This is a genomic window from Mediterraneibacter gnavus ATCC 29149 (assembly GCF_008121495.1).
Taxonomy (GTDB): Bacteria; Bacillota; Clostridia; order Lachnospirales; family Lachnospiraceae; genus Mediterraneibacter; species Mediterraneibacter gnavus.
This window is the reverse complement of record NZ_CP043051.1, coordinates 2842789-2869011: the sequence shown is the minus strand read 5'-3', so window position 1 is coordinate 2869011 and position 26223 is coordinate 2842789. Positions and strand designations below refer to the sequence as shown.

Sequence of the window (26223 nt, the reverse complement as noted above, 5' to 3'; positions counted from 1 at the left end):
TTACCTCTTTGTCTTTTCATCCTCTGCCCGGATTTCTGCATCTGCCTGCCGAAGAAGCGTTCCGATGGCTTCGATCACGTTGACAGTCACTCCATTTCCAGCCTGTTTATAAAGCTGGCTGTCCGAAGTATCCTGTTCGATGCGGTCAATCTGCCAGTCATAAAACCCCTGCAGTCTCAGACATTCCCTTGGCACCAGTTTCCGGATTCTGCCCCGATAGGCAACTCCATGCCTGTCTGTGGCAGTAATGGTGAACATCGGCTCTTCCGGCTCCTTCATCCTCCGACCATTCTGCCGGGTTTCTTCTCTTCCCGGAGTCAGCACTGCTCTGGCACCTTCCTCTTTTAATACACCGGAGCATTCTCCTTTGTGATTATGGATGCCGGACTGTCTGGTATTCAGACATCTGCAATGCTCTGTCACCAGAGGTGGCGGAGACAAATCCACAAAATGAAGTGTCCCCTGCTGGATTCCTGTGGTCAGGGTATGGGCAATCTGATGCCCCACACGCCCTCTCCGGGTGTTCATTCCTGCATATCCCAGGTCAATGCTGTCTCCCGGATACGCCATCTTATATCCCTGCTTGGTATTCTCTTTGATAGGAACACCAACCTCATATAATCCGGTTTTTCCACCAACGCCTCCCGCTCCGGAAGTCAGGGTACAACTTAACCCTTCGGCTTTGTAGATTCGTTCCCCCTGTCTGCCTGTCTGGACTTGAACAAGAGGCGTTCCATTTGCTGTTGGGAAAGGTAATATTTTTCCGGCACATCTTCGATCAAGATATCCGACAAGATACACCCGCTTTCTGGATTGGGGGACTCCAAAATCCTTGCTGTTAAGCACTTTCCATTCCACACCATACCCCAGCTCAGATAGCGTACTGAGGATGGTGTGAAACGTCCTGCCTTTGTCATGCGAAAGCAGTCCGGGAACATTTTCAAGGATGAAATACGCAGGTCGCTTGTCTGCAACCAGTCTGGCAATCTCGAAGAACAGAGTTCCTCTGGCATCTGCAAATCCTCCTCGCTTTCCGGCGATAGAGAATGCCTGGCAAGGAAATCCTGCACACAAAAGATCAAAGTCTGGCATTCGCTCTGTTTCGATTGTTCTTGCGTCATTACAAAACCACTCCCCTTCTGTGTCGAACAGCAATCGGTAGTTCTTATCCGCATAAGCATCCACCTCACAGTGCCCTACGCATGTAAAACCGCCTGCGCGTCTTAACCCTTCCCGGAATCCCCCAATTCCACTGAATAAATCAAAAAATCGAATGGTTGCGGCTATCAACCTCCTTTGCTGACAAAGACAGGCGGAATGGTTTCTTTCCCACACCGCCTGTCGGTTTTTAAGTTCTATGTATTTGGCATTATGCAATCTCTTCGGTTTCTTCCTCGGATTCTGACAGTTCATCTTCCTCATCTGCATCTTCGGGAAGTTCTGAATCTGGTTCTTCCTCTTCCAGTTCTGCGAATTCTTCGAAGCTCTCATCGTCTGGTTCTTCCTCCGCAGCTTCCATCCCTTCGATTCCCTCTTCGGCAATCTCTTCTTCACTGGTCTCTTCTGCAGGTCCTTCTGCTTCTTCCAGTCTGTCTGCTTCTGGGGTTTCTTCCGGCTGTTCCAGTTCTTTCCATTTGGCTTCTACCTCTTCCACCGCTTTTTCGATGATGCGGATGAGAAAATCTTTCTGTTTGATGCCTTCTTTTGCGACTGCCCATTTGACTCTCTGGAATAAATCCTCTGTGACCTGTACTGCTAATGTTCTTTTTTCCATGCTCTCTTCTCCTTTGCCTTCCAGTCTGTTAAAATGTTCTTCAATCACCTGCTGGATGAATATCTGTGTACTCGTGTCCTTCTCTTCGATCTCGGCTCGTACTTTCTCATGTAATTCCACCGGGATCTTTCCGCATATGTTCTTCATTTCTGCCATCTGCGTTTCTCCTTTCGTTTTGTTATACACAACATACTCCAAAATTTGAAAGAAAGCTATTCACAATACCCACTAAAGAATCCATGTCAAATGCATGCAAAACCCAAGCAGATCCAACAATGCCATATTTTCTTTGTCCATAGGCCTCACCCCCTTTACTCCTGCTCCATCTGAAATAAAAAATCCAGCATCTGACCGGGAATTTCTTCCTTTTCACATGCTGGCATTCGTTCCATACCGCCACTTTTTAGTTCTTCCCGAACAGTCTCCTGAATCAGTTTCCGTAAGGTTTCCCGCTCTTCTTTTTCTAAAATCACATCCACCAGATACTGGTTCCTCTGTCCTGCCGGAACTTCCATCAGAAGCCGCCACGCTTTTTCATGCTCCGGGTTCTTAAGGTTGGGACGAAAGGAAAAGACCGGGCGGCTCACAGCGTTCTCATCTGCCCCACAATCCGTTCATATCCGGCAGCGTTGGCATGGACGTCGGTGAGGTAAATCGGGCGACACAGGCGGTCCTGGGTACTTACACGGTGCTGAAAAATAGCAGCCCCGCCTCCCATGAAAATGGAAGGAACTGCCCGCAGATCAAAGCCTGCCTCGGTGATCGCAGACAATATCTTTTCAATGTAAAGCCTGCCCTGTTTCTCGATCAAAGACACCACTTCCGCAGGCATGCTGCAGGACTTCCCCTGTAAGATGCGCTCAACCTGTGTCTCTGTTATGGACAGCCCGGTGTTTCTGCGCACTTGTTCCAGAATCTCATCCATGCAGCGAATGACCCCCAGTTCCAGACTCCTGCAGGTAGCTGCATTGGGAACAGCGTTATCAAGGCGCATCAAATCCACCGTCCAGCCTCCGATATCCACAAGAAGAACAGAGGGTTCATCCTTTAAATATTCCGGGTAAAGAGCCAGAGCCGAGTATCCCTGGGGGAACAGTTTCACATCCTCAATCTGGATTTCATAGCGTTCCCCTTCGTAGAAAAATCGGACAGGCTGTTCCTTCCGAAACAGATATTCCTTAAATCTCTGTTTTTCCCTTCCAAATCCGGTAAGGGGAAGTCCGGCTGCAAGAACAACCTTGGCTGTTCTCCCTCCTTTTCGTTTTCGGATCTCCTGTGCCAGTGCAGCCAGCGTCAAAAGATAATAATTGTCATTGGCAGTCTTATCCTTTACTAAAGTCTGCCGCCCCGTTCCACACACATAATAAGCACCTCCGTATTGAAGAACATTCTGCATGGTATAAGGTTCATAGGTGTACCGCATCAGCCCTGTTGGGAAACACACCTGTTTTGTTTTAATAGCATAATATCCGTGGTCGATTCCAATAATCATCGCCTACCACTCCCTTCTTTGTCATTCTGTAAAACACTTCCGGAGAAAGAGTCCTTGCGTCCGGCGGAGCGCTCCGGCAGCTGTTCTTTTCTTTCCAGCCTGTTAAACTTCCTACTCCCGGTCCCGGAAAAATGCCTGGGCTGGAAGATAATGCAGTGTTCCCTCTAAAACAAGCGCCTGCCTTTGAAAGCGCAGGACTCCCTGGTTCTGCAGGTTAATCAGTTCTTGGTATGCTTCCTTGGTCAAAAAATAACGATGATACTCTCCCTTTTCTCCAAACTGCTCCTTTTGCTCCAGCAGCAAAAACTCCACCATATACCGGGTGTCTGGTGCAAACCGTTTCTCACACAGCATATCATCACCCTGAACTGCCTTCACACCCTCCGATTCCCTTGCTACTGCCAGTAATTCATGAATACTGATGCTCACGTTTCCTATCACCTCCCTTTGAAGCCTTTCCTGATTTTCTGCGAAAAAAAGACAGGCACCTACACGATGTCTGTCTCCGTGGGATCTACCATCCCTTTTTCCTGATACTGTTGTTTGATGATCTGTTCCAGCTGTTTCCGCATTTCCTGATCCGCTACCTGAGTACAAAACTCCTGAAGCCATTTATCATGTAAATGCTCATCTGCTTCTGTCGGATCCCAGGACACAATGCTGCAGGTTTCATCATACAGCAATTCCAACTGCCGAAACTGTTCACTGAACTGTCCTGCATATTCATTCCAGATTTCTAAGTTATACAGCTTGAATCCTAGAAAATCAGAAACATACGTCAGCCTGTCCAAATCTGAAAACGTCATTTTTTCCTTTCCCAGCAAGATTGCCCTGTCACGCTTTCCGCATAAAAACAGGAAAGCAAACCGCTCCATATCTCTTTGGTGCATACCAATCACCCTTCTTGTAAATAATTCCTTATTACGAAACATTGTAAAAAGTGAAACCAGTAAAATCAATATAAAGTTTCTTTATTGCGAAATATTCAAGAAATGAAAGGACCTTATCATGCAGAAAATCAGACCAGATATGGATATCGGTAAAAATATCCAGACAATTCGTTATGCGAATAAACTTACCCAGGATCAGGTCATTGCAAAATTAAACCTGATGGGGATTTCTATGTCCAAAAGCACTTATGCCAAGCTGGAAACCAACCGTATGAACATCAAGGTATCGGAACTTGTTGCCCTTGCTAAAATCTTCCACACCGATATCAACGCATTCTTTTCCGGGCTTCTCTAAACCGGAAAAGCAACCACTTCTTAAATTTCTCTTGTTATATCGCTCTTTCTTATTCTCTCCGTTTTTCTCCAACCAATCCAATCGTTCTATTTTGGTATATTTTTTGTCTCACTTTTACAACCGATTGTATTCCTAATCCCGTGTAAAATCAATAGAAAAAGTGCAAAAAGTGAGACAAACCTGTCAACACTATTTGCAGGAGGGATTAGAGATATGCCAAAACCGAAAACATCCACCGGGGAGAAAAATCTGATCAGCCAAAGGCTCATTGAACTCCGCCGCCAGCATAATATGTCACAGCGCCTCTTAGCCTACCAGCTTCAGCTGAATGGGTATGATATGGATAAAAATGTGATTACTAGAATTGAGACCAATAAGCGTTATGTCACAGATGTAGAATTAAAAGCGCTTACTGAGATCTTTCATGTTTCCTATGAGTATCTCATCGAGGGAAAAGAAGAAAAGTCATAGCTTCCATTGTATGAGGCTGTGGCTTTTCTTTAATTTGCTTTTTAACTTTTGAAATTATTCCATGATTCTTTCACTTTCTTAACGTTCTAAAGTAATCCTTGAGGTTTCTCCCTTCCTGTCTAATTCGGTTGCCCTTATTCAGACCAATGCTTCTTCATCTCATACACCAAATCCAATACTTCTTTGATTCGTTCCCGCTCTGTTTCTCCATGCGTATATTGCATTTCGCTAGCATATCTGCAAAGCCCCTGGAGTGTAATTTCCTCAAAAAGTTCCGGATAACCTGCTACAGGTTCTTCCAGTCCCCAATACTCTCCTATTTCGTTTGCAATCTTTTCCAACTTTAATCGTTCATCCTCATCATAGATTTTCCGTTGTCCTGCATAAATCAATAGTCCATACTGTGTTGCCTGCATAATCTTCTGTTCTGTTGTAAGTTCTTTACTCATTTTACATTTCTCCTTTCCTTTTCGACTACAACACTACCCTATCCTCCAACAGAAAGCTATTCACACATACCAACAAAATATTACTTGTAAACCTGTCTATTATTGACAATAAAAAACCTGCTACAAGGATGTCTTTCCTCATACCAGATATTAATACTTTTTTCCTACTGCATACACATTTTTTCTCATTACTTGTGTATCATGTACCTATATTGTCATATAATCCTACTGTGTACACGCTATGTACAGTAAGCACATGGGGTTCAGTTTACATCAGCCAAAATAACGGGTGCTTCTGAAGCCAATGCCCTTGCAATCGCTACACGTTGTTGTTGACCGCCGGAAAGTTGTAACACATTCCGTTTCATTTCCTCTTTCGTCAATCCCATTTTTTCTAAAACCGGTTCCGGTGGTAATTTACTTGTCAATTTTACGTTTTCTAATGGTGTCATATAATCAATGAGATTATATGCTTGAAAAATAAAGGAAACATGGTTCCGGCGATGATTTGCGAATCCTTTTTCAGTAATATCTTCTCCATTAAATAATATCTTGCCTTTGGTAGGACTATCTAATCCACCCAACAAAGAAAGTAATGTTGTTTTGCCACAACCAGACGGTCCTAAAATCGCATATATTTTTCCCAGTTCCATTTCTGCGCTGATATTACTAAATATGTTCTTTTTCTTGTCATAGCTATAACTTAAATTTGAAAACGATAATATACTCATAATCACATTTCTCCTATTCCATTTTAGTTAAAATATCTTTCGGTTGTAAACGAATGACCGTATAGGAAGCAACAATAACCGCAAGACAAATCAAAATAACACCAATGCCAAATACTTTAAGCATATCTGATGTGGCAATCTGAACGGTCAATTTGGATATATTTTCTCCCGATCTGCTGATAATGAATGAATCGATTTGATTTGCAAGCTCAAAAGATAATGCCGTTGACGCAAACATGGATAGTATTGCAATCAATATATTTTCTGTCAGGAACTGTCCGACAATTTCTGCCTTGCCTCGACCAACTGCAAGTAAAACAGCAATTTCTTTCTTACGGTTTCTCGTCCATAAAACAAGGAACAATACAATAACAAGCATGCCAATTGCAGTAATTGTTAATACAGCCGTATCAACCATACTTCCAAAAGAAGACAATGGGGTGGATACTAAGTCAAAATCTTCTGTGTTGACATCGAAAGTAAATGTTTTGCCTTTTACTTCTGGAAGGTTTTTGATGGTTTCCATAAGCTCTTTGGATTCCTCTGGAGAGTGCGTATAAATATCAAGATTGTCATATCCCTCCAATTTTTCATTTACTCCGTCATAAAACTTTTTCAGACCATCCATATCAATATAACTACTGTTTGCAGGAATCCCATCCGGTGTGATCGCTTGTTTTGTCGTACCCTCTGTACCACTATAAATTCCTACAATGGTAAAGGTACTTTCCGTTTTTCCTGTTTCAAACTCTTGAAAAGTAATTTTATCTCCTACAGAAAGATTGTTTTTGTCTGCCAATTCTTTTGAAATCAAAACTGTGCAAGAGTCATCAGGATTAATATGTCGTCCTTCTTCCAGTTTATATGTTCCATTTAAAAATTTTATATCTAAAGAAGAATCCAATACTGCAGTATAAGGGATTGACAAACCTGGTGCATTCACCATGCCCGGAATCGGCTCGAAATTTTCCGGAATCCCCCAATAGCCACCATCTATTTTAGCGTTATGGCTCACAACATTGGGAAGTTTTGAAATTGCACTTATTATTTTTTCTGTAATACGGTCGCCATTATAGGTATATCCAGAAGCCCCATTTCCGAAATCCTCAGCCGGGCCAAAATTATTCTGATTGTTCATGTCAATTTCCATACGAACGGAAGCACCTACAGTTTCCTTTATCTGCTTTGTTCCTTGCAAAACAGCTTCCTCGCTGGAAACTGCAATCAAAACGGTTGTAGACAGCAGAGTAAATGTCAAAAACAGCAACAGCGTACGTAATCTCTGTCTGACACAGTATTTTATAGCGCGTTTCAAAAAATTCATTGTAATACCCTCCTAACTCATTTTGGTTAAAATCTCTTTCGGTTTTAATGACAGGATCGCTCCACTGCACACAAGAACTGTCAGAAGAACACCCAGATTTTCTAAAATGAACAATATGACAAAATGCAGGAAATCTGGCTGTAAGTAATTCTTATGAATCGTTGATTGTGTTATGGAATCAAACAGGAATGAATTTAATGTATCTGCAAGCGGAAGAAAGATAATGATTGCCACTAGAAAGCCGATCCACAGCAGAATCATTGCCTCTATCAGAAATTGCCCGATAATCCGCTGTTTCGGTTTTCCTACGGCAAGTAAAATGCCGGCTTCCTGCATTCTTCCACGAATCCTGAATGTCAGTATCAGCATAAATACCAGAAATCCCAATACTGCAGCAACCGCAATCAGTGCGACAACGATCTTTTGCATACTTTGAAGCTGTTCTGCAATCTTAGAATACTTGAAGTCATTCGTATTGATGACATGGTTGTTCCAGGCAATCGAATCAATCCCTTTTATTTCTGATACCATCTTGTCAAGATGCAGTGGGTCGGCAATGAAAAAAGAAATCTCGCCCTCATAAACACCTTGCTCCTGCAAGTTGATTAACAGTTGACTATCTGAAAAAATAAGATTTTCGGCTTTTTTCGCTGTCGGATTTAACGCATTATCGGAAGCATTTTTTATATCGTAGATTCCTTTGATTTCCACTGTTTCATATGCACTTTTTTCTTTCATCAGGTCTGTATATACACCATCGTCTGAACCCAGTTTTGCATGGGTAAGGGTTATCTTATCTCCAACAGCAAGATTGTTTTGTTCGGCAAGGGCTTTACTGATAAGAATTTTACCGTTGTCCTCTGATCTGATATGTTCCCCCTCTGCCAGTTCGTATTCCTCATCCAAAAAGGCTTGGCACAAGCTGGAATCACGCACTGCTTTTACAGTTCCCATATTGCTTTCTTCACTGTGTCCTGTCCCTGCGAGAAATGACAGGTTTTCTCCCTTTACATAGCCGGAGTGTTCTGTATTGTAGCATTTCAGATCTTTTCCAACGATGGAAATAACCCGCCGAATGGACTGCTCATCAATGACAGGTGTCCCCTTACTGGAAACCTGTCCGTTATTCATATCAAACTGTTCATAAGGTCTGATATTGAAAGAAGCACCAATATTGGAACGCAAATCCTCAGAAACCTGCCGGATCCCCAAATAGACCACACTTCCTGTCAGCAAGGAGAATGAAATCAATAGAAATACTATTCCAAGCAATAAATTTTTTCCTTTTTTGCGGGTCAGATAGAGAAATGCCCGCTTTCCTACATTCATAAAAACACCGTCCTTTCTTTATATCTGCAGTATAAGAAAGGACGGTTTAACTTCGATTTAGATTCCATTTAATTTTAATTTAGATTATGTGAATTTAATGTGATTTTGAAGCAGACACTGTCTTGCCGGTTCTCAATCGTATATGACAGACCATGCTGTTCCAAGATAATTTTTACAAGATATAGTCCCAACCCGCTTCCGCCGGTCAGTTTATTATGTGATTTTTCCACACAATAGAATGGAGTAAACAGTTTATCCAAATCTTCATCCGGAATATTTACACCACTGTTTCTGACAAGAAGAGAATCAAAAGACAGTTCTAACCCCAGTTCGGCACCAACAGGGGAGTGCCGTATTGCGTTGCTGATGATATTATGGACTGCTTTTTCCAAAAGCAGCTCATTTCCCATCATCATAACATCTTCTGAAATATTCTTCTGAATACGGATATGTTTTTCATTGGCCAGTGGGATAAGATGTTTATATACACGTTTCAGAATATTGGAAAGAGAAAGAAGCTCCGTATGACTCATTGTATTCATTTCCAGCTTTGATATCGACAGGATTTCCTTTACAAGCTGTTCCATATTTTCAATTTCTTTTAATGTTTCCGGAAGTATCGTTCTCGTGTCCTTATATCTTCCAATTTCCATAATCATACTTTCCACCTGCCCTTTGATTATGGTGATCGGGGTTTTCAATTCATGGGAAGCTGTCGCAAAAAAATACTGACGCTGTTTATTCAGTTCGTCAATATGCTCCATATCCTGCTTTAACTGTCTGTTTGCTGTTTCCAGTTTCAGCATGGTATCTGACAGATTTTGGGACATGGAATTCAGACTATTTGCAAGAATACCAATTTCATCTGTACGGTTTATCTTACATTGCCAGGTCATATCAAGCTTTTCCATTCGTTTTGAAACTTCACTGATTTCTATCACTGGTTTTACGATCAAACGGCTGCAAATCCATGCCCCTGAAAATGAAACCAGGAAAATAATTATCAAAAGAAACGGCAATAATTTTAATAACGCACTTATTAACTCATGACTGGAGGAAATCGGGGCAATGATATTGAGCATATATGTCTCTGCTCTGTCAGAGAATTGAATCTCCTGAGCAAAGGATAACATTTCTTCTTTCTCTGAAGAAACTTCGTCAGGCGTTCCATACTGCTGTTCTTCTCCACCACATTGAACGATGATAGTTGCCTGATGATCTGAACAAAATTTTTCCAATACATCTTTTGAATTTTCAAATTTTGTTTTAGAAAGTGTTTCTGTCAGTTCTTTTATTTCCGTGTTGATATGTTCTGATGATACAGCCACATAACTTTTCGGCAGGAAAAACAGAATACTTCCATAAATAAGAAAACTACATAAAATTAAAGAACCTGCGATCCATAAGAAAACTTTTGCACTCAGGCTGTCATTAATTTTTGCTCTCAAATTTATATCTCACCCCTCGTATTGTATGAATACATCCTGTATCTAATTTTCGTCGCAAATTCATAATATGTATATTTACTGTTTTTTCGTCGCCGGCAAAATCATAGCCCCATACTTGTTGGATCAGATTATCCCTCGTGAGGACTTGATTTTTATGGTTCAAAAAGGTCAGTAAAAGTTCAAATTCGAGTTGTGTTAAATTGACAGGAGCACCGTTTTTATATACCTCATGACTGTCTTTATTGAGTTCAATTCCTTGCGCAGAGAGTATTTTTTGTTTTTCTGATTTTTCCTTGATCCGTCTAAGTACAGCTTCAATTCTCATTAAAACAAGTTTTAACGAAAAGGGCTTTGTGATATAATCATCAACCTGCAATTCAAAAGCTCTTATTTGTGCTTCTTCTTCGTCCATAGCCGTAAGCATGATAATCAGAATCCGGGACTTTTTACGAATAAATTCACATACCGCATAACCGTCTATTTTAGGCATCATAATATCTAACAAAATGAGCGAAAAGGATTGTGACTGAAAAAAGCGAAATTCCTTCCAATCCATCACTTGCTAATGAAACTTCATATCCCGCGTCAGTCAACAACTCATATAAAACAGACTGTATTGCTGTTTCATCTTCCATAATCAATATACGTTCTTTCATGTAAGCACCACCTGAGAATTTATAGATTAAAGCAATTCTAACACAAAATGATTTAGATTTGATTTAAAAAATGTCCGAATAACCTATAAAATGAGGTTATTCGGACATTTTTCATAATACCAGCGGCAATCACCGGACTTTTTTCATACAGGTCACTGCCATAGCCCCTGGTCCGATGTGACAGGCAACGCTCAGAGAAAGCGGACCTTCTACAATTTCGTATTCCGGAAACTTCTCCGCGATCTCCTGTTTCCATTCCTGTGCCTCTTCTTTGCTGCAAGTATAAGCCATTCCCAGCACCATATCTTCCCGGACGTCTGCAAAGCGGTCATTCAGATCTTTTTCTATCGCCTTGAGCATAGTACGCTTTGCGGCTTTCCATCCTCTTACTTTTGAAAATGCATCCAGTTTTTCTCCCTGAATCTGAAGCACCGGTTTCAGGTTCAATACCGTTCCGAGCGCCGCGGCAGCCGGTGTAACACGTCCGCCCTTTTTCAGATATTTTAACGTATCCACGGTAATATAGATACTTGCCTGCAGCTTTTCAGCCTCCAGTATCTCCTTGATCTCAGATGCAGATTTTCCTGCATCCCGGAGCACGATCGCATCTTCCACCGATTGCTTCTGTGTCACAGAAATTCTCTGGTTATCCACTACACAAACCTTTCCCTCGTATTCCTGAGACAGAGACTGTGCCGCATGACAAGTGCTGCTCAGTCCGCTGGACATTGGAATGTGCACGATCTCATCGTACTCTTTCAGCAGCTCGTCCCAGCATTCCATGACTTCACCCGGAGATGGCTGAGACGTGGAAATATCAGAATCTTCTCCCAGACGCTTATAAAATTCCTCCTGCGTCAGCGTAATATCTTCCAGAAACAACTCCCCGTCAATAAAGAACGGCATGGGAATCACATGAATTCCCATCGTTTTTCCCATTTCCTGCGTAATACCACTGTTGCTGTCCGTTACGATTGCAATTTTTTTCATCTTTTCTCCCCTGTTTCTAGTTTTTAAAACTATGAATCGGTGCCGGAATTCTTCCTGCCCGATTTACAAATGCCTCACAGCCGAACTCATTCACCGGCATGATCGGCGCATAACCCAGAAGTCCGCCGAATTCGACAATCTCTCCCACATCTTTTCCGATCACCGGAATGAGACGGACTGCTGTCGTCTTCTGGTTGACCATACCGATCGCCATCTCATCTGCAATGATTCCGGAAATTGTCGCTGCAGATGTCTTTCCCGGAACCGCGATCATATCAAGACCAACTGAGCAGACACAAGTCATGGCTTCTAATTTTTCCAGTGTCAGTGAACCTGCATTCACTGCATCGATCATTCCCTGATCTTCACTGACCGGAATAAACGCACCACTGAGTCCTCCTACATAAGAGGATGCCATCACACCGCCTTTTTTCACCTGATCGTTGAGAAGTGCCAGTGCCGCCGTCGTTCCCGGCGCACCTACCCGCTCCAGACCAATCTCTTCTAAGATCTCTGCCACGCTGTCTCCGATTGCCGGAGTCGGTGCCAGTGACAAGTCAATGATTCCAAACGGAATTCCCAGACGTCTGGATGCCTCTCCGGCTACCAGCTGTCCTACTCGTGTCACCTTAAATGCCGTCTTTTTGATTGTCTCGCAAAGCTCTTCAAATCCTTTGCCGCGCACCTTTTCCAATGCTTTTTTCACAACTCCGGGACCGCTGACGCCGACATTGATCACCGCATCCGCTTCTGTCACTCCAAGGAATGCACCCGCCATAAACGGATTGTCATCCGGCGCATTACAAAAGATAACAAGTTTTGCACATCCGAAAGAATCACGCTCTTTTGTCGCTTCTGCTGTTTCTTTTACCATTTCTCCACAAAGACGTACTGCATCCATGTTGATTCCGGTTCTGGTGGAACCTACATTGACAGAACTGCACACTCTCTCCGTTCTTGCCAGTGCCTGCGGGATCGAACGGATCAGATTCTCATCACTTTTTGTCATTCCCTTGGAAACCAGCGCAGAGTATCCTCCGATAAAATTAACTCCAACTTCCTTAGCCGCTTTATCCAGTGTTTCTGCGATGGTCACAAAATCTTCCGGACACTTACATGCAGCACCGCCGATCAGAGCGATCGGTGTAATAGAAATTCGTTTGTTTACGATCGGAATTCCAAATTCTCTTTCAATATGTTTTCCTGTTGACACAAGGTCTTTTGCAGTTACTGTGATTTTTTCATAAATCTTTCTGTTCAATTCATTCAAATCCGAATCAATACAGTCCATCAGGCTGATTCCCAGTGTGATGGTACGAACATCCAGATTTTCCTGCTCGATCATCTTATTGGTTTCGGAAACTTCATACATATTAATCATGGTCTTTATCCTCGTCTCTGCTTATTCTTATAATCTGTGCATCTTTTCAAAAATCTCTTCTTTCTGGCACTGGATCTTTACCCCGATCTCTTCGCCCATCTGCTCCATCTCATCACAGATCACTTTAAAATCTTTTTCGATTTCTGAAATATCTACAACCATCATCATATTGAAATATCCCTGTACGATCGTCTGGGAAATATCTAAAATATTGATCTTACTTTCTGCAAGGTATGTACACACTTTCGCGATAATTCCCACAGTGTCTTTTCCTACTACGGTTACGATACATTTTTTCATGGTTTTTCCTCCTCAAGTTAAACGGTGATAATCTCTGAAATACTGTCCCTTTTTGCCACTGCCATATTCAAGTCTTCCCCTTTATATGCATTATCCCCTAATGTCACTTCCAGTTTGACAGTCTCATATGCCAGACTTTCATAATTATTTTCTTTGCTCAAATGCCCCAGAACAATATGTTTCAAATTATCATGTAGTATATCACAAAGGAGACGTCCTGACAATTCATTCGACAAATGTCCTTTGTCTCCCATTACTCTTCGCTTCAGCGGATATGGATATGGTCCCACTTCCAACATATGCAGATCATGGTTTGCCTCCAGAAGAACTGCATCCAGATTCTGGAGATGGGACACCGTATATGCATCATAGATTCCCAGATCTGTCGCCACTGCCACAGATTTGTCTCTGCACTCCAGACGGTATCCGGTCGGTTCGTTGGCATCATGGGAAATTGCAAACGGATTTACCCTGATATCCCCCAGCATAAAGGATTCATCACTGTGTATCACATGATACAATCCTTCCGGCATGGCTCCCAGTCTGGAATACGCCTGAATCCCCGCAATCGTTCCCGGAGTTGCATAGATCGGGATCTCATATTTTCTGCTGAACACTCCAAGTCCCTGAATGTGATCTGAGTGCTCATGGGTGATCAGAATCCCGTCCAGCTCCTCCCCTTTAATCTCCAGCTCCTTTAAACCGGCATCAATTCTTTTTTTACTGATTCCGGTATCGATCAGTAAATGTGTATTGTCACTGCCTACATAGATGCAGTTTCCACTGCTGCCACTGGCAATGCTGCATAATCTCATAGTATCTCTCCTATTTGTCGTCTTGTTTCTTCGATCTCTCTGCTGTTGTCGATCACCCGGGTACAGTTTTTCCGAAAATACGCTTCCGGACTCTGGCTGCGTATCATATCTGTAATTCTTTCATCACTATATCCCCGGGATGCTTTCAGCCGCTCTCTTCTTACCGATTCCTCTGTATAGATAAACCATGTTTCTTCGCAGATTTTGGCATATCCTGCTTCCAGAAGAAGAGCAGCCTCCAGTACGTACAGCTCTGTCTTCTCTTTTCTTTTTTCTTCGATATCCAGAAGCACCTGCTGTTTTACCGCAGGATGGACGATCCCATTGAGCTGTTCCAGCTTTTCACTGCTCTGAAACACAATTTGGGCCAGTTTTTTTCGGTCTAGCTCTTCGTTTTCATCTAAAATCTCTCTTCCAAATGCTTCTACGATCGCTTTCCAGCAGGGAGTGCCCTTTCTCTGCAGCGCTTTTGCAACTTCATCAAGCTGTACTACAACTGCATGATATTCTTCCTCCAGCAGCTTTAAAACTGCACTTTTCCCGGAACCCACTCCACCTGTAATTCCAATTACCTTCATCACTATTTTGCCTCGTACCAGTTTTTTCCGACCTGCATATCCGCGATCAACGGCACATCTAAGGAAGCCGCTGTTTCCATCTGCCGTTTGAGGATCTCTTTCACTGTCTCGATCTCATCCGGATGTGTCTCGATCAGAAGTTCATCATGAACCTGCAGGATCATACGGGATTTCATCCGTTTTTCTTTCAGTTCCCGGTTGACTCCGATCATGGCAATCTTCATAATATCTGCCGCAGTTCCCTGGATCGGCGCATTCATTGCCACACGTTCTCCGAAATTCCTCTGCATAAAATTGCTGGATTTTAACTCCGGTATCGGACGTCTTCTTCCAAACAATGTAACGGCATATCCTTCTTCTTTTGCATGCGTCACGGAATCGTCAAGAAACTTTTTGATTCCCGGATACGTCTCAAAATAACTTTCAATATACTGAGACGCTTCTTTTCTCGTGATACTCAAGTCCTGACTCAATCCAAACGAACTGATCCCGTAAACAATTCCAAAGTTGACTGCCTTGGCATTTCGTCTCTGCAGATCTGTCACCTCGTCAAACGGAGTCTTAAACACCTGAGACGCTGTCATTCGGTGAATATCCTGTGCCTCCCGGTATGCCTGGATCAGATGTGCATCTCCGGAACAATGCGCCAGTATACGCAGCTCAATCTGCGAATAATCCGCATCAATAAATACATAGCCTTCCTGAGGCACAAATACTTTCCGGATCAGCCTTCCCAGTTCCATTCTTACCGGAATATTCTGCAGATTCGGTTCTGTACTGCTGATCCGCCCGGTCGCGGTAATCGTCTGGTTAAACGTTCCGTGAATCCGTCCATCTGGTCCGATATAATTTGCCAGTCCGTCTGCATACGTAGATTTTAACTTTGTAAGCTGACGGTATTCCAGAATCTTATCCACGATTGGAAATTCCGGAGCCAGCTTTTCCAGTACATCCGCCGCAGTCGAATATCCTGTTTTTGTTTTCTTGGCATGAGGCATCTGCAGCTTCTCAAACAAGATCACACCCAGCTGTTTCGGAGAATTGATGTTAAAATTCTCCCCTGCCATCTCGTAAATCTCGGATTCCAGCTGTACGATCTGTTCGCCCAATTGTTCTCCATATTTTTTCAGCTCCTCAGCCTCAATGCGCACCCCAGCCTGTTCCATATCAAATAAGGTAAAAACAAGCGGCATCTCAATTTCCAGAAACAGCCTGTCCATCTGCTCCTCTTTGAGTTTTTCCATCAATTTTTCAGATGCCGCATAGGCAGTATATGCTTCATAACAGCTCTTTGTCCACTCATCTGCCTTGTCATCCATCATCAGTCCCAGCTGTTCTCTTGCCACATCTTCATAGGTATAATCATTTTTCAGCGGATTCAGAAGATAGGCTGCCACTGTTGCGTCAAAGCAGTTTTTCTGACAAACCGCGCCCAATACCGGAAGATATTTTTTCAGATCAAACATGACAAAACGACCGGCAGAACGTGCCACATCCGAAAGCTGTGCAAACAGTGCATCCATATCTGTATCCATACTGCATGCAATGGAATACACCTGATCTTTCCCGTATGCCAGAGCAATCCTGCCGTATCCTGACGGATGTGCAAATAACGGCAGCACATTCCCGTCACATTTGATCAGTGCAGCTCCCACACACTCTGCCTTTTTTGCCTCTGAGAAAATTCGCTCGATTTCTTCCTGCTCTGTTACTTCCCGGAATGCTTTTTCAACTTCATTTTCAGCTGCTTCCACATCAAACTTTCCGAGCAGATTTTTAAACTGCAGTTTCTGGAACCACGTATATGCCTCTTTGGTGAACATATTTCCATGCTTTGCATCTTCCAGAGAGAACTCCAGTTCTGCATGCGTATCAATGGTCGCCAGAACTTTACTCAGTTTTGCCTGTTCCCAGAATTCTTTTAAATTCTTGCTTGCTCTCGGCGGCTTTAACTCCTCCACATGTGCATAGGCATTCTCCAGTGATCCGTATTCCACAATAATCTTGGTGGCAGTTTTCTCACCAACTCCCGGCACTCCCGGAATATTATCCGCTGTATCCCCCATCAGCGCTTTTACATCGATAAACTCTGTCGGTGTCACTTCATAACGCTCTTTGACATCTGCTGCATAATAATCTTCGATTTCCGTGCGTCCGCCCTTTGTCTTCGGAATCCGGATCTTTACATGCTCCGTAGCAAGCTGCAGAGTATCTCTGTCTCCTGAAATAACAGCAACCTCCATCCCCTTTTCCTCACAGGTTCTGGAAATCGTACCGAGCAGATCGTCCGCCTCCAGTCCGGCTTTCTCGATGATCGCAATGTCCATCGCCTTCAGCACCTCTTTGATGACCGGAACCTGCTGACGGAGTTCTTCTGCCATCGGCTTTCTTGTTCCTTTATAATCAGCAAACATCTCATGACGAAATGTCGGTGCATGAACATCAAATGTGACCGTCAGATACTCCGGTTTTTCTTCTTCCAGAATTTTAAACAGGATATTCAAAAATCCGTACACCGCATTCGTATGAAGGCCTTCCGCATTGGTCAGATCCGGCACTCCATAGAAGGCCCGGTTTAAAATGCTGTGTCCATCTATCAAAACAATTTTTTCACTCATGTCGATTCTCCTAATTTTACTTACAGAGATTACTATACACCAAATATCCTCTTTTTTAAAGGCTGTTTTTCTCTTCTTCTCTTGTCCAGCGCATCAAAACACCCTCACGTCCCGTCGTTTCTTCCTTTTCAAATGCTGCCGTTTGAAACCCTTCTCGTTCATAAAACCGGACTGCTCCTGTGTTCTCTGCATAAGCGTGAAGTGTCAGTTCCTGCCGTCCCGATTTAGCAGCTTCCAGAAGCAAGCGGCCAATCCCCCTGGACCGAGATGCTTTTTCCACAAAAAGTCCCGCGATATAACTGTCCTGTAATCCCAGAAATCCAAGAACTGTCCCCTCTTCTTCATAAATCAGAATATCGGCCTGCGGCAGAGCCTCTTTTACAGCTTCATACTGCTCGTTCCAATACTCTGCCGGGATAAAGCCATGAGCAGCAAGATTTGTCTCCAGCCAGATTTTCATTATGTGCTCTAAATCCTGTGGTTGATATTTACGTATCACGTGTTTCTCCCTTCATTACTAATTGTAAAGAAGGCTGCAACTGTTTTAAGTCACAACCTTCTTTATTTCAGGACTGCTCGTTTCCTGATCGTCCTGTTTTCTTTTTATTCCTGAACGTATTTCTCCCGCAGTTCTTTTACTTTATCACTGTAGACTTTATTCTGTCTCTGCTGCAAGAGCTGGTTCCTGATTGAATTCTTTACTTCCTCGAAATCTGCAACTGCCGCATCCTTTTTCTCTTCCACTTTGATCAGATGATATCCGAACTGTGTCTGAACCGGTCCCACAATCGCACCGATCTCTGCTGTAAACGCAGCATCTTCAAACTCTTTTACCATCTGTCCTTTCCCAAACTCTCCAAGATCTCCGCCTTTTGCTCCGGACGGACATGTAGATTTTTCTTTTGCAGCATCTTCAAAGGATGTCTCTCCGCTCTGGATCGCCGCTAAAATCGCATCACATTTTTCTTTGGAATCTGTCAGAATATGTTTTGCGCGAACAGTCTCTCCTTTTGTAAACTGCTGCTTGTGCTCCTCATAATAATTTTTGACATCCTCTTCTGTCACAACTGCATCTTTCATCACTTCTCGCATTGTCATCTGTGCAAGGATATCTCTCTTGGCATTTTCTACCATCTCCTGATATTCTTCTGTCTCTTCCAGCTTCATCTCCCCGCCGAGCTCCGCAAACATATGAAGTGCTACAAACTGATCCAGACACTGCTGTCTGAACTGTGGATTGGAAAGATACGCCTGCTGCTCTCTCGGTACATTCTGCAGGAATTTTTCAAAATCAGATTCTTTGATTTCTCTTCCTGCCACAACTGCTATTATTTTCTGTTCCATAATTCTCTTTCTCCTTTATCTCGTATCGTTTTATTATAAACGGTATCGTGATAAATAGCAAAACAAAATTTCTGTCTGATTCTTTTTCAGATTCCCTTTTTATAAAGTACAAACGAATAGATCATCGGGATCGTCACAACAACGACTATGATCACAATTGGTACCATGTTGTTTTCAAAAAATACACTTCCCCAAAATACCAGTCCTGCCAGAATCCATAATTTTCCTGCCATTCTATGCGTACGATTCCAATTCTCCTCACTGTTCAAGGTCCATGGAAGTTTGATCCCCACCGTATAATTCTGATGATTCTTCGACATATAATTTCCCAACAGGATAAATATGCCACCCATCAAAATACTGACGATCACCTCCATATTCACATCCATGCCAAGTGCATATCCATAAATAGACAGATTAGACACGACAGACAGAACCGGAACGATCCAGAAGATCAGCGTCATCATCGCTCTTCCGATATTTTTCTTCTTGGGATCATTTAAGGTCACACCCAGGCAGAACAAATGGATGACTAATAATATGAGCGGGAAAATCACCACTGCAAACAGCTTTGTACTCCATCCATCTGCCCCTTCACTCCCGAAATGTGTTGCAATCTTTTCCGGCAGTCGATTCCAGAGCAGAAAACCGATCACCATTGGAAAAACAGTAACAATGCTGGTAATGATAACTTTTGATTTATTTTCTTTCATAATGTTGAATCCCCTTTCAAGTCTGACAGCCAGAGCATCAGCTCTTCCACCACAGAAATATTCAGCTCGTAATAAATAAAATTCTTGTATTTCGTTTCCCGTATCAGATCTGCCTTCTTCAGGATTTTCAGATGATAGGAGATCGTTGCTCCTGTCATTTCAAAATGTTTCCCGATTTCTCCTGCTGAAAGTTTTTCTTTCTTCAGAAGAACAAGAATCTCCCTGCGTACCGGATCCGAAAGCGCTTTGAAAGTCTCCGCAAATGCCATCGGCACCATCCTTTCCCGGAATCTATTTAGAATATTTTCTAAATTCCTTACAAACACTATAATCCATTTTTCTATCGTTTGCAACAGGTATTTTGAAATTTTTCTAAATACTTTCCAACTCTATTATTTTAACACTTTTCACATATCATATTGACAAACCAGATAAAAAATGTATATTTATACCAGAAATTGACTTGTATAAGTTCGTGATCGGATGAACGTTTCTACCAACTGCCGTAACAGTTGACTACAGGTTTTTGGGATTCCAAAAATTTGTGGTTATCTGTTACGGCAGTTTTTCTCTGTTTTTGCCGGCGCCAGAGGAAACCATGATTCTGATATCTGTTCTTATACCCGTTCAAACAACAAAGCCCAATCGGAGGAAACAATCTATGAACAGCTTATTAATCAAAAATACTTCTGCTGTCATCACCTGTGACAGTAAAGACACCGTTATGGAACACGCCAACATCCTGATAAACAACGGTGTTATTTCTTACATCGGTCCCGAAGCACAGACCGCAGACGAAACGCTGGATGCATCCGGATATCTCGTTTATCCGGGACTTATCAACACGCATCATCATCTTTATCAGACATTCAGCCGGAATCTCCCTCAAGTACAGAATATGGAACTTTTCGACTGGCTCACCACCTTATATGAAATCTGGAAAAATCTGGATCAGGATGTTATTTACCACAGCTCTATAACCGGCATGGGAGAACTCTTAAAAACCGGATGTACTACTTGTTTTGATCATCATTATGTATTCCCGGACGGAAATTCCGATGCACTTCTGGATGCACAGTTTTCCGCCGCAAAAGACCTTGGGATTCGTATGTACGCTTCACGGGGCAGTATGGATCTAAGCAAAAAGGATGGAGGACTTCCCCCAGACAGCGTCGTACAGAATGTGGAGGAAATTCTGAGAAAATGACGTCTGGTATGCTCATGGAATTCATTTTCAGGATGAGGAATTACGTCTTCTGGCAGAAACCGGCACCGGTGTGACACATTGTCCAATCTCTAACATGAAACTCTCTTCCGGAATCTGCAGAATTCCTGATATGTTGAAGCTCGATGTACCGGTTGGTCTTGCCGTAGACGGAAGTGCAAGCAATGACGGATCAAACCTTTTGGAAGAATTGCGTGTCGCTTTTCTGCTACATCGCCTGAATTCTAGTAGCCACGCACTAAGTGGATATGATATACTAAAGATTGCTACGAATGGAAGCGCTAAAATACTCGGACGAAACGATATCGGTTCTCTTGCTGTGGGAAAAGCCGGAGATATGTTCCTCATTCGTCGGGACCGCCTCGACCTTATCGGGGCAGATCTGGATGTAAAATCTATGCTTGGTACCGTTGGACTAAAAAGTTCTGTTGACTACACGATCGTCAACGGAAAAATTGTTGTCGAGAACGGGCATCTTGTAAACATTGACGAGGAAAAATTTATATCTGAAGCTCGGAAATCCGTCACAAACTATTTAAGCCGCTCCTAAGTACAGTGAAAAACAAGTTACTGATACACTGTACGAACTTCTGTATAAACATTTATAACCAATCACAGGAGGAGACACTCTATGAATCATTCTCAGAATTCAAAAACAAAAAGACAAAAGGACCGCGAAATGGTCTATCAATTAGAAGGACGTCCGGGGTTATCCACAGCTGTACCTCTGGGTCTTCAACACGTACTTGCAATGTTTACTTCCAACCTTGCTCCCATACTTATCATTGCCAGCGTCTGTGGACTGTCCGGAGCTGATACCGTAATCATGGTACAATGTGCAATGTTTGTTTCTGGACTGACAACTTTTGTTCAGCTGTATCCCATTAAGCTTGGAAAAAACCGTCAGATTGGAGCCAATCTTCCTATTGTAATGGGTACTTCCTTTGCATTCGTACCTACAGCCTCGGCCATTGGAGCTGCCAGCGGAATCGGCGCTGTTCTCGGAGGATGTCTTGCAGGAAGTATGATCGAAGTTTTGATGGGATTTTTCTACAAATACATCCGTCGCTTTTTCCCGCCACTTGTTGTGGGTTGTACGCTCGTGACGATCGGTGTTAATCTTCTGGACGTCGGAGTGGACTATTTTGCCGGTGGTTCAGGAGCCGAGGATTATGGTTCCATTCAAAACCTCAGCGTTGCATTCTTTGTTCTGCTGATCGTTGTACTGCTTCAGCGTTTCGGAAAAGGATTATTAAAAAATTCTGCCATTCTTGTCGGTCTGGTCGCAGGATATGTCCTCGCTTACTTTCTCGGAATGGTAGACACTTCTGTAATCGCAGATGCCGCATGGTTTGGAATCCCGCTTCCTATGCAGTTTAAACTGGAATTCCACCTTTCCGCTATTTTAAGCTTTGCCGCACTGTTCGTAACTTCCGGTCTGGAGACGATCGGCAATACTTCCGGTATCACCATCGCCGGTTTCGACAGAGAAGCTACCGAAAAAGAAACTTCCGGTGCAATCCTGGCAGATGCACTTGGTTCCACAACTGCTGCTGTATTTAACGCACTTCCAAATACAGCATTCGGACAGAACGCCGGAATTGTCGCCATGACAAAAGTAGTAAACAAATGGTGTATTGCTACCGGAGCATTTATTTTAATGATCTCCGGGTTTTTCCCAAAGCTTGGCGCTATTTTTTCAGCAATTCCAAATGCAGTCCTCGGCGGTGCAATCATTACCGTATTCGGTATGATTTTGATCAACGGTATCAAGATGATCGCCAAAGCAGGATTCAGTGAGCGCAACATTCTTGTCATGGGCCTTACCTTTGCATTCGGTCTTGGTATGACAAGCCATCCGGACGCAGTTGCACAGCTGCCATCCGCATTAAGATTTATCTTCAGTGATTCTGTAACAGGAACCTGTATTGTGGCAATCGTTGCAAACTTTTTATTTCCTATGAAAGACGAAGAAGATATTAAAAAAGCAAAAGAGGCTATGTTAGATTAAGGAATTCTTTCCGTTACATAACACTAAAAAACGCAGCAGATCTCATTAAAATGTCTGCTGCGTTTTATTTTAAATAAAACTATGTAACTGTTGTAATCGATATTCCAGCTCATATACTGCCCGGACAGCCTACAGTGTTCTCGCTACCTCAAATCCTTCTGCAATCGCATCCAGAGCTCTTCTTGCCGATTTTGCGTCTCCGATCACATAATATGGAAGCTTTCTCTTTTCACACACTTCTGCAAGCGGATGAGAATCGTTTGCCAAAAATCCAACCGCAAATACTGCACATTCACATGGAATCTGCGTTCCGTCTTCCAGCACAATCCCCTCTTCTGTAAATTTACATACTTTGCTGTTTGGCAAAAGTTTTACCTGTAACTGCTGCATTTTCATCATAACAGCTATCTTACGCAGGCTTCCCAGATCACTTCCGATACTGTCTTTCATCTCCAGAACAGTGACTTCACATCCGTCTGTCGCAAGCGTGTCTGCTGTTTCCAGACCAACCAGACCGCCTCCGATCACCGCTACCTTTCCTTTCGGACAGACTTCATGCCGAAGCACCTCCGGTGCAGATACATGCCAAAGCTTATCCATTCCCTCCAGATTGATGGTAATCGGAGAAGATCCGATTGCCAGGATCACTGCATCGACATCTGCCTGTTCCAGCATCTGCGCATCAACTTTTGTATTTTTATGAACCGTCACCAGTTTTTCTACCTGCGCTGCCATCTCCATCGCTGCAGATTTCATCTCAGCTTTTCCAGGCGCCTCTCCTGCAAGAAGGAATTCTCCTCCCAACTGATTTGTCGCTTCAAACAGTGTTACTTCATGTCCTCTTTCATGGAGAATCTTTGCAGCTTCCATTCCGGCCACTCCGCCTCCGATCACCCATACTTTTTTCGATGCTTCTGCTTTATTCAGATCATACTCTGCCTCGTGACCGATCATCGGATTTCTCATGCAGGTAATATGCGGACGGTTGGCCACATCACAGAATCCGTCATAGCAGCCCTGATTACAGCCCACACAGTGTACGATCTCATCCACTTTTCCCGCTCTGGCTTTGTTTGCAAATTCCGGATCCGCAAGCTGGGCTCTTCCCAGTACTACCATATCCACTTTATCCTGAGACAAAATCTCTTCTGCCAGTTCTGCTGTGTTGATCCTTCCAACACCAACTGTCAGCATGCCTGTCTCTTTGCGGATTCTGGCCGCATTTTCAATGTTAAATCCATTTGGCACATCGATTGGCGGCACCTCATACATGGATGCTGCCGTAATGATATTTCCTCTGGATACATCCAGCACATCGACTCCATGCTCCTTTGCACTCTTACAGAATCGGATCACTTCCTCGATCGTCAGTCCGTTCTCCAACATATCATCCTGCGCATCGATCCGGATGAACAAAGGCATTCCTTCCGGCATATTTCTGCGCAGTTCATCGATCACTTCCAACGGAAATCTGCAGCGGTTCTCAAAGCTGCCGCCATATTCGTCCTCTCTGTGATTGAATCCTGCACTTAAGAAAGAATGCGGCAGATAATTATGCGCCAGATGAAATTCCAGACAGTCATATCCGGCCTCCACAGCTCTGGCTGCCGCCTTTCCATAACATGCAATGACTTCCTGGATCTGTTCCTTTGTAATCGCTTTGATCGTATATGGTCCAAAATTCATATCTGAAACAACCAAAACCTGTGCTTTTGGATCCATGGAAACCGCGATAGATCCCTGCCAGAGCTGAATTCCCGCTTTTCCTCCATTCTCATGGATCGCATCTGTCAGTTTCTTATGTCCCTCAATCAGATGATCCTCACTGATGGATACAAAATGTGCCGGTGCACTCGGCGTATGTACGGCTGCCACCTCCACGATATTCAATGCGCATCCGCCCTTTGCTCTGGCTGCGTGATACGCAATCAGCTTATCTGTCACAGCTCCGTTTTCCTCCGCCATTCTGGTCCCCATTGCCGGCAGGATAATCCTGTTTTTCAGCTCCATATCCCGAATCCGGATCGGAGCAAATACATGTTCAAACATTGCATGCTACCTCCCTGTTATTTTATTTTTATTATAGGGCAGTCCAGCAAAAATAGATATGCAGATTTCTAAATATGATTATCAATTATTTACATTGATGAAACCTGCGGTATTCACTTGGTGTCTGATTCATGTACTTAGAAAAGCTTCGCTGAAAAGAGGAAATACTTCCAAAACCAACATCACTGCTGATCTGTGTAACTGTTCGGTCTGTAGCACTCAAGTAACTGCAGGCAATCCGGATCCTGATTTCTTCCAGAAGTTCTTGTATGCTTCGCCCAAACGTCTCTCTCGCTCTTCTTTCAATCAGAGATTCCTTCTTTTTCATCTCTGTCTCCATTTCTTTCATTTGAAATGGTTTTTGAAAATGCAGGAAAAGATATTCTAAAATCTGCAGTGATTCCTCCCCGGACTGCATTTGTGCTCCACATCCGATATTTTTCGTCTGATATTCTCTCACACTGACTTTCCTGTATCGTTTAAACACTCTGTAAAAATCTTCCACATTCGTAAATCCCAGATAATCACTGATATACTGAATGTTCAGCTCCGGAAAATGCAGCAGAGCGCAGGCATTCAATACCTTTCCCATTTTCTGGAGCTGAAAAACTGTATATCCGCACCGGTTTACGATTTTCCGGTTCAGCGTCACTGCAGTCATACCCACGGTTTCTGCGTACTCTTCCAAAGAGACGGTCTTACTCGTATCCAGAAGTACTCTCTGGATGATATTCCACACCTCATCCTTTTGTATCCCCTCTTTTTTCTTCCGTTCCATCGCATACCGACAGTATAATACATAGAGCTGCATCGCAAGATAAATACTCATATTCTGCACCGAAAATCGCTGTTCTTTTTCTTCCGCCAACAGATCTTCCAAAACACGTTCTACTCTCTTTTGCTCCTCTTTATCCAGAAAAAGAAGAGACTGCACTCCGTATACCAGCATCTCATTTTCTCTTGCCTTGCGCTGTTCAAAACACAAAGACATAAACAGGCCAATATGAAAAGAAACCTTTACACAATGCAAAGGTTTTCTGATATTTTCAATCCGATAAAAAAGATGCATATACAGGCAGAAAAAACTACCTTCCTGAATCTGAAATTTCTCTCCGTTGATCCAGAGTTCTGCATCTCCACTGATTACATAATAAATTTCGGTCTGCTCATGAAACCGCTGCTCGACCGGCTTTTTAATCTCCATCTCTGTAATATGGACCTGTTTTTCTTTTAAATTATAGTAATCAATTCCGGTAAACCAGTCTTTCTGATACCACATC

The 26223-nt window shown here is 43.1% G+C and carries 28 protein-coding genes, 1 pseudogene and 1 riboswitch; of the genes and pseudogenes, 4 read left to right on the top strand and 25 right to left on the bottom strand.

Features of this window, described 5'->3' with window-relative positions; translation table 11 throughout:
• The 6 genes from dcm to FXV78_RS14160 form a co-directional block, all read right to left on the bottom strand.
• Window positions 1-1290, bottom strand: coding sequence for a DNA (cytosine-5-)-methyltransferase (gene dcm, locus FXV78_RS14185; RefSeq protein WP_029730592.1), 1290 nt, complete (start codon window positions 1288-1290; stop codon window positions 1-3).
• A gap of 79 nt (window positions 1291-1369) precedes the next feature.
• Complete coding sequence (locus tag FXV78_RS14180; protein WP_039959276.1) at window positions 1370-1930, bottom strand: hypothetical protein; 561 nt, start codon at window positions 1928-1930, stop codon at window positions 1370-1372.
• Between the two features lie 155 nt (window positions 1931-2085).
• On the bottom strand, window positions 2086-2361 hold the full coding sequence (locus FXV78_RS14175) for a hypothetical protein (RefSeq protein WP_004840636.1): 276 nt from the start codon (window positions 2359-2361) through the stop codon (window positions 2086-2088).
• Window positions 2358-3266, bottom strand: coding sequence for a ParM/StbA family protein (locus FXV78_RS14170; RefSeq protein ID WP_004840637.1), 909 nt, complete (start codon window positions 3264-3266; stop codon window positions 2358-2360). Before FXV78_RS14170 ends, FXV78_RS14175 begins: the two co-directional genes overlap by 4 nt.
• A gap of 111 nt (window positions 3267-3377) precedes the next feature.
• The gene (locus FXV78_RS14165; RefSeq protein WP_009246021.1) at window positions 3378-3695 is read right to left on the bottom strand and encodes a DUF5720 family protein; all 318 of its coding nucleotides are present in this window, start codon (window positions 3693-3695) and stop codon (window positions 3378-3380) included.
• Window positions 3696-3754: 59 nt separating this feature from the next.
• Window positions 3755-4156: a hypothetical protein gene (locus FXV78_RS14160; protein WP_009246020.1), complete on the bottom strand. Its 402-nt coding sequence runs from the start codon at window positions 4154-4156 to the stop codon at window positions 3755-3757.
• 118 nt (window positions 4157-4274) lie between these two features.
• Here FXV78_RS14160 and FXV78_RS14155 point away from each other — a divergent pair, with 118 nt between their 5' ends.
• Together FXV78_RS14155 and FXV78_RS14150 are read left to right on the top strand one after the other, a co-directional pair.
• Entirely contained in the window at window positions 4275-4511 is a 237-nt protein-coding gene (locus tag FXV78_RS14155; protein WP_004840642.1) for a helix-turn-helix domain-containing protein, read from the top strand.
• A 213-nt stretch (window positions 4512-4724) separates the two neighbouring features.
• Window positions 4725-4982 carry a helix-turn-helix domain-containing protein gene (locus FXV78_RS14150; RefSeq protein ID WP_004840644.1) on the top strand — a complete coding sequence of 86 codons (258 nt, stop codon included), beginning with the start codon at window positions 4725-4727 and terminating at the stop codon, window positions 4980-4982.
• A gap of 134 nt (window positions 4983-5116) precedes the next feature.
• Here FXV78_RS14150 and FXV78_RS14145 read toward each other — a convergent pair whose 3' ends face one another.
• The 17 genes from FXV78_RS14145 to FXV78_RS14070 form a co-directional block, all read right to left on the bottom strand.
• Entirely contained in the window at window positions 5117-5431 is a 315-nt protein-coding gene (locus FXV78_RS14145) for a hypothetical protein (protein WP_004840645.1), read from the bottom strand.
• A gap of 263 nt (window positions 5432-5694) precedes the next feature.
• Complete coding sequence (locus tag FXV78_RS14140) at window positions 5695-6162, bottom strand: ATP-binding cassette domain-containing protein (protein ID WP_004840647.1); 468 nt, start codon at window positions 6160-6162, stop codon at window positions 5695-5697.
• 13 nt (window positions 6163-6175) lie between these two features.
• Entirely contained in the window at window positions 6176-7486 is a 1311-nt protein-coding gene (locus tag FXV78_RS14135) for an ABC transporter permease (protein WP_004840649.1), read from the bottom strand.
• A 12-nt stretch (window positions 7487-7498) separates the two neighbouring features.
• Window positions 7499-8815, bottom strand: a complete 1317-nt coding sequence (locus FXV78_RS14130; RefSeq protein ID WP_004840651.1) for an ABC transporter permease — start codon at window positions 8813-8815, stop codon at window positions 7499-7501.
• 74 nt (window positions 8816-8889) lie between these two features.
• Entirely contained in the window at window positions 8890-10263 is a 1374-nt protein-coding gene (locus FXV78_RS14125; protein ID WP_004840652.1) for a sensor histidine kinase, read from the bottom strand.
• Window positions 10247-10753, bottom strand: coding sequence for a response regulator transcription factor (locus tag FXV78_RS14120; protein ID WP_322099831.1), 507 nt, complete (start codon window positions 10751-10753; stop codon window positions 10247-10249). The genes FXV78_RS14125 and FXV78_RS14120 overlap by 17 nt, the downstream gene beginning before the upstream one ends.
• Window positions 10746-10919, bottom strand: coding sequence for a hypothetical protein (locus FXV78_RS18545; RefSeq protein ID WP_004840655.1), 174 nt, complete (start codon window positions 10917-10919; stop codon window positions 10746-10748). The genes FXV78_RS14120 and FXV78_RS18545 overlap by 8 nt, the downstream gene beginning before the upstream one ends.
• A gap of 129 nt (window positions 10920-11048) precedes the next feature.
• Window positions 11049-11909: a DegV family protein gene (locus tag FXV78_RS14115; protein WP_004840657.1), complete on the bottom strand. Its 861-nt coding sequence runs from the start codon at window positions 11907-11909 to the stop codon at window positions 11049-11051.
• A gap of 16 nt (window positions 11910-11925) precedes the next feature.
• Complete coding sequence (locus tag FXV78_RS14110) at window positions 11926-13290, bottom strand: PFL family protein (protein WP_004840658.1); 1365 nt, start codon at window positions 13288-13290, stop codon at window positions 11926-11928.
• 27 nt (window positions 13291-13317) lie between these two features.
• Window positions 13318-13590 carry an ACT domain-containing protein gene (locus tag FXV78_RS14105; RefSeq protein WP_004840660.1) on the bottom strand — a complete coding sequence of 91 codons (273 nt, stop codon included), beginning with the start codon at window positions 13588-13590 and terminating at the stop codon, window positions 13318-13320.
• A 17-nt stretch (window positions 13591-13607) separates the two neighbouring features.
• On the bottom strand, window positions 13608-14405 hold the full coding sequence (locus FXV78_RS14100; protein WP_004840661.1) for an MBL fold metallo-hydrolase: 798 nt from the start codon (window positions 14403-14405) through the stop codon (window positions 13608-13610).
• Entirely contained in the window at window positions 14402-14983 is a 582-nt protein-coding gene (gene coaE, locus FXV78_RS14095) for a dephospho-CoA kinase (RefSeq protein ID WP_004840663.1), read from the bottom strand. The genes FXV78_RS14100 and coaE overlap by 4 nt, the downstream gene beginning before the upstream one ends.
• Window positions 14984-14985: 2 nt before the next feature.
• Window positions 14986-17601 carry a DNA polymerase I gene (gene polA / locus FXV78_RS14090; RefSeq protein WP_004840664.1) on the bottom strand — a complete coding sequence of 872 codons (2616 nt, stop codon included), beginning with the start codon at window positions 17599-17601 and terminating at the stop codon, window positions 14986-14988.
• 55 nt (window positions 17602-17656) lie between these two features.
• A complete protein-coding gene (locus FXV78_RS14085) occupies window positions 17657-18100 on the bottom strand; it encodes a GNAT family N-acetyltransferase (protein WP_004840665.1) in 444 nt (147 codons plus the stop codon).
• Between the two features lie 104 nt (window positions 18101-18204).
• Entirely contained in the window at window positions 18205-18945 is a 741-nt protein-coding gene (locus FXV78_RS14080) for a peptidyl-prolyl cis-trans isomerase (protein WP_004840666.1), read from the bottom strand.
• Between the two features lie 86 nt (window positions 18946-19031).
• The gene (locus FXV78_RS14075) at window positions 19032-19658 is read right to left on the bottom strand and encodes an SdpI family protein (protein WP_004840667.1); all 627 of its coding nucleotides are present in this window, start codon (window positions 19656-19658) and stop codon (window positions 19032-19034) included.
• Complete coding sequence (locus FXV78_RS14070; protein WP_009243783.1) at window positions 19655-19927, bottom strand: autorepressor SdpR family transcription factor; 273 nt, start codon at window positions 19925-19927, stop codon at window positions 19655-19657. The genes FXV78_RS14075 and FXV78_RS14070 overlap by 4 nt, the downstream gene beginning before the upstream one ends.
• A 174-nt stretch (window positions 19928-20101) precedes the next feature.
• Window positions 20102-20197, top strand: a riboswitch (purine riboswitch).
• A 122-nt stretch (window positions 20198-20319) separates the two neighbouring features.
• Between FXV78_RS14070 and FXV78_RS18880 the strand changes: the two are divergent.
• Window positions 20320-21433 (top strand): annotated as a pseudogene (locus tag FXV78_RS18880) (amidohydrolase family protein).
• Between the two features lie 81 nt (window positions 21434-21514).
• Window positions 21515-22894: a uracil-xanthine permease family protein gene (locus FXV78_RS14060; RefSeq protein ID WP_004840677.1), complete on the top strand. Its 1380-nt coding sequence runs from the start codon at window positions 21515-21517 to the stop codon at window positions 22892-22894.
• Window positions 22895-23023: 129 nt separating this feature from the next.
• Here FXV78_RS14060 and baiCD read toward each other — a convergent pair whose 3' ends face one another.
• Together baiCD and FXV78_RS14050 are read right to left on the bottom strand one after the other, a co-directional pair.
• Window positions 23024-24943: a bile acid Fe-S flavoenzyme BaiCD gene (baiCD, locus tag FXV78_RS14055; protein WP_004840679.1), complete on the bottom strand. Its 1920-nt coding sequence runs from the start codon at window positions 24941-24943 to the stop codon at window positions 23024-23026.
• An 85-nt stretch (window positions 24944-25028) separates the two neighbouring features.
• Window positions 25029-26222, bottom strand: coding sequence for a helix-turn-helix domain-containing protein (locus FXV78_RS14050; RefSeq protein WP_004840680.1), 1194 nt, complete (start codon window positions 26220-26222; stop codon window positions 25029-25031).
• Between the last annotated feature and the right edge of the window lies 1 nt (window position 26223).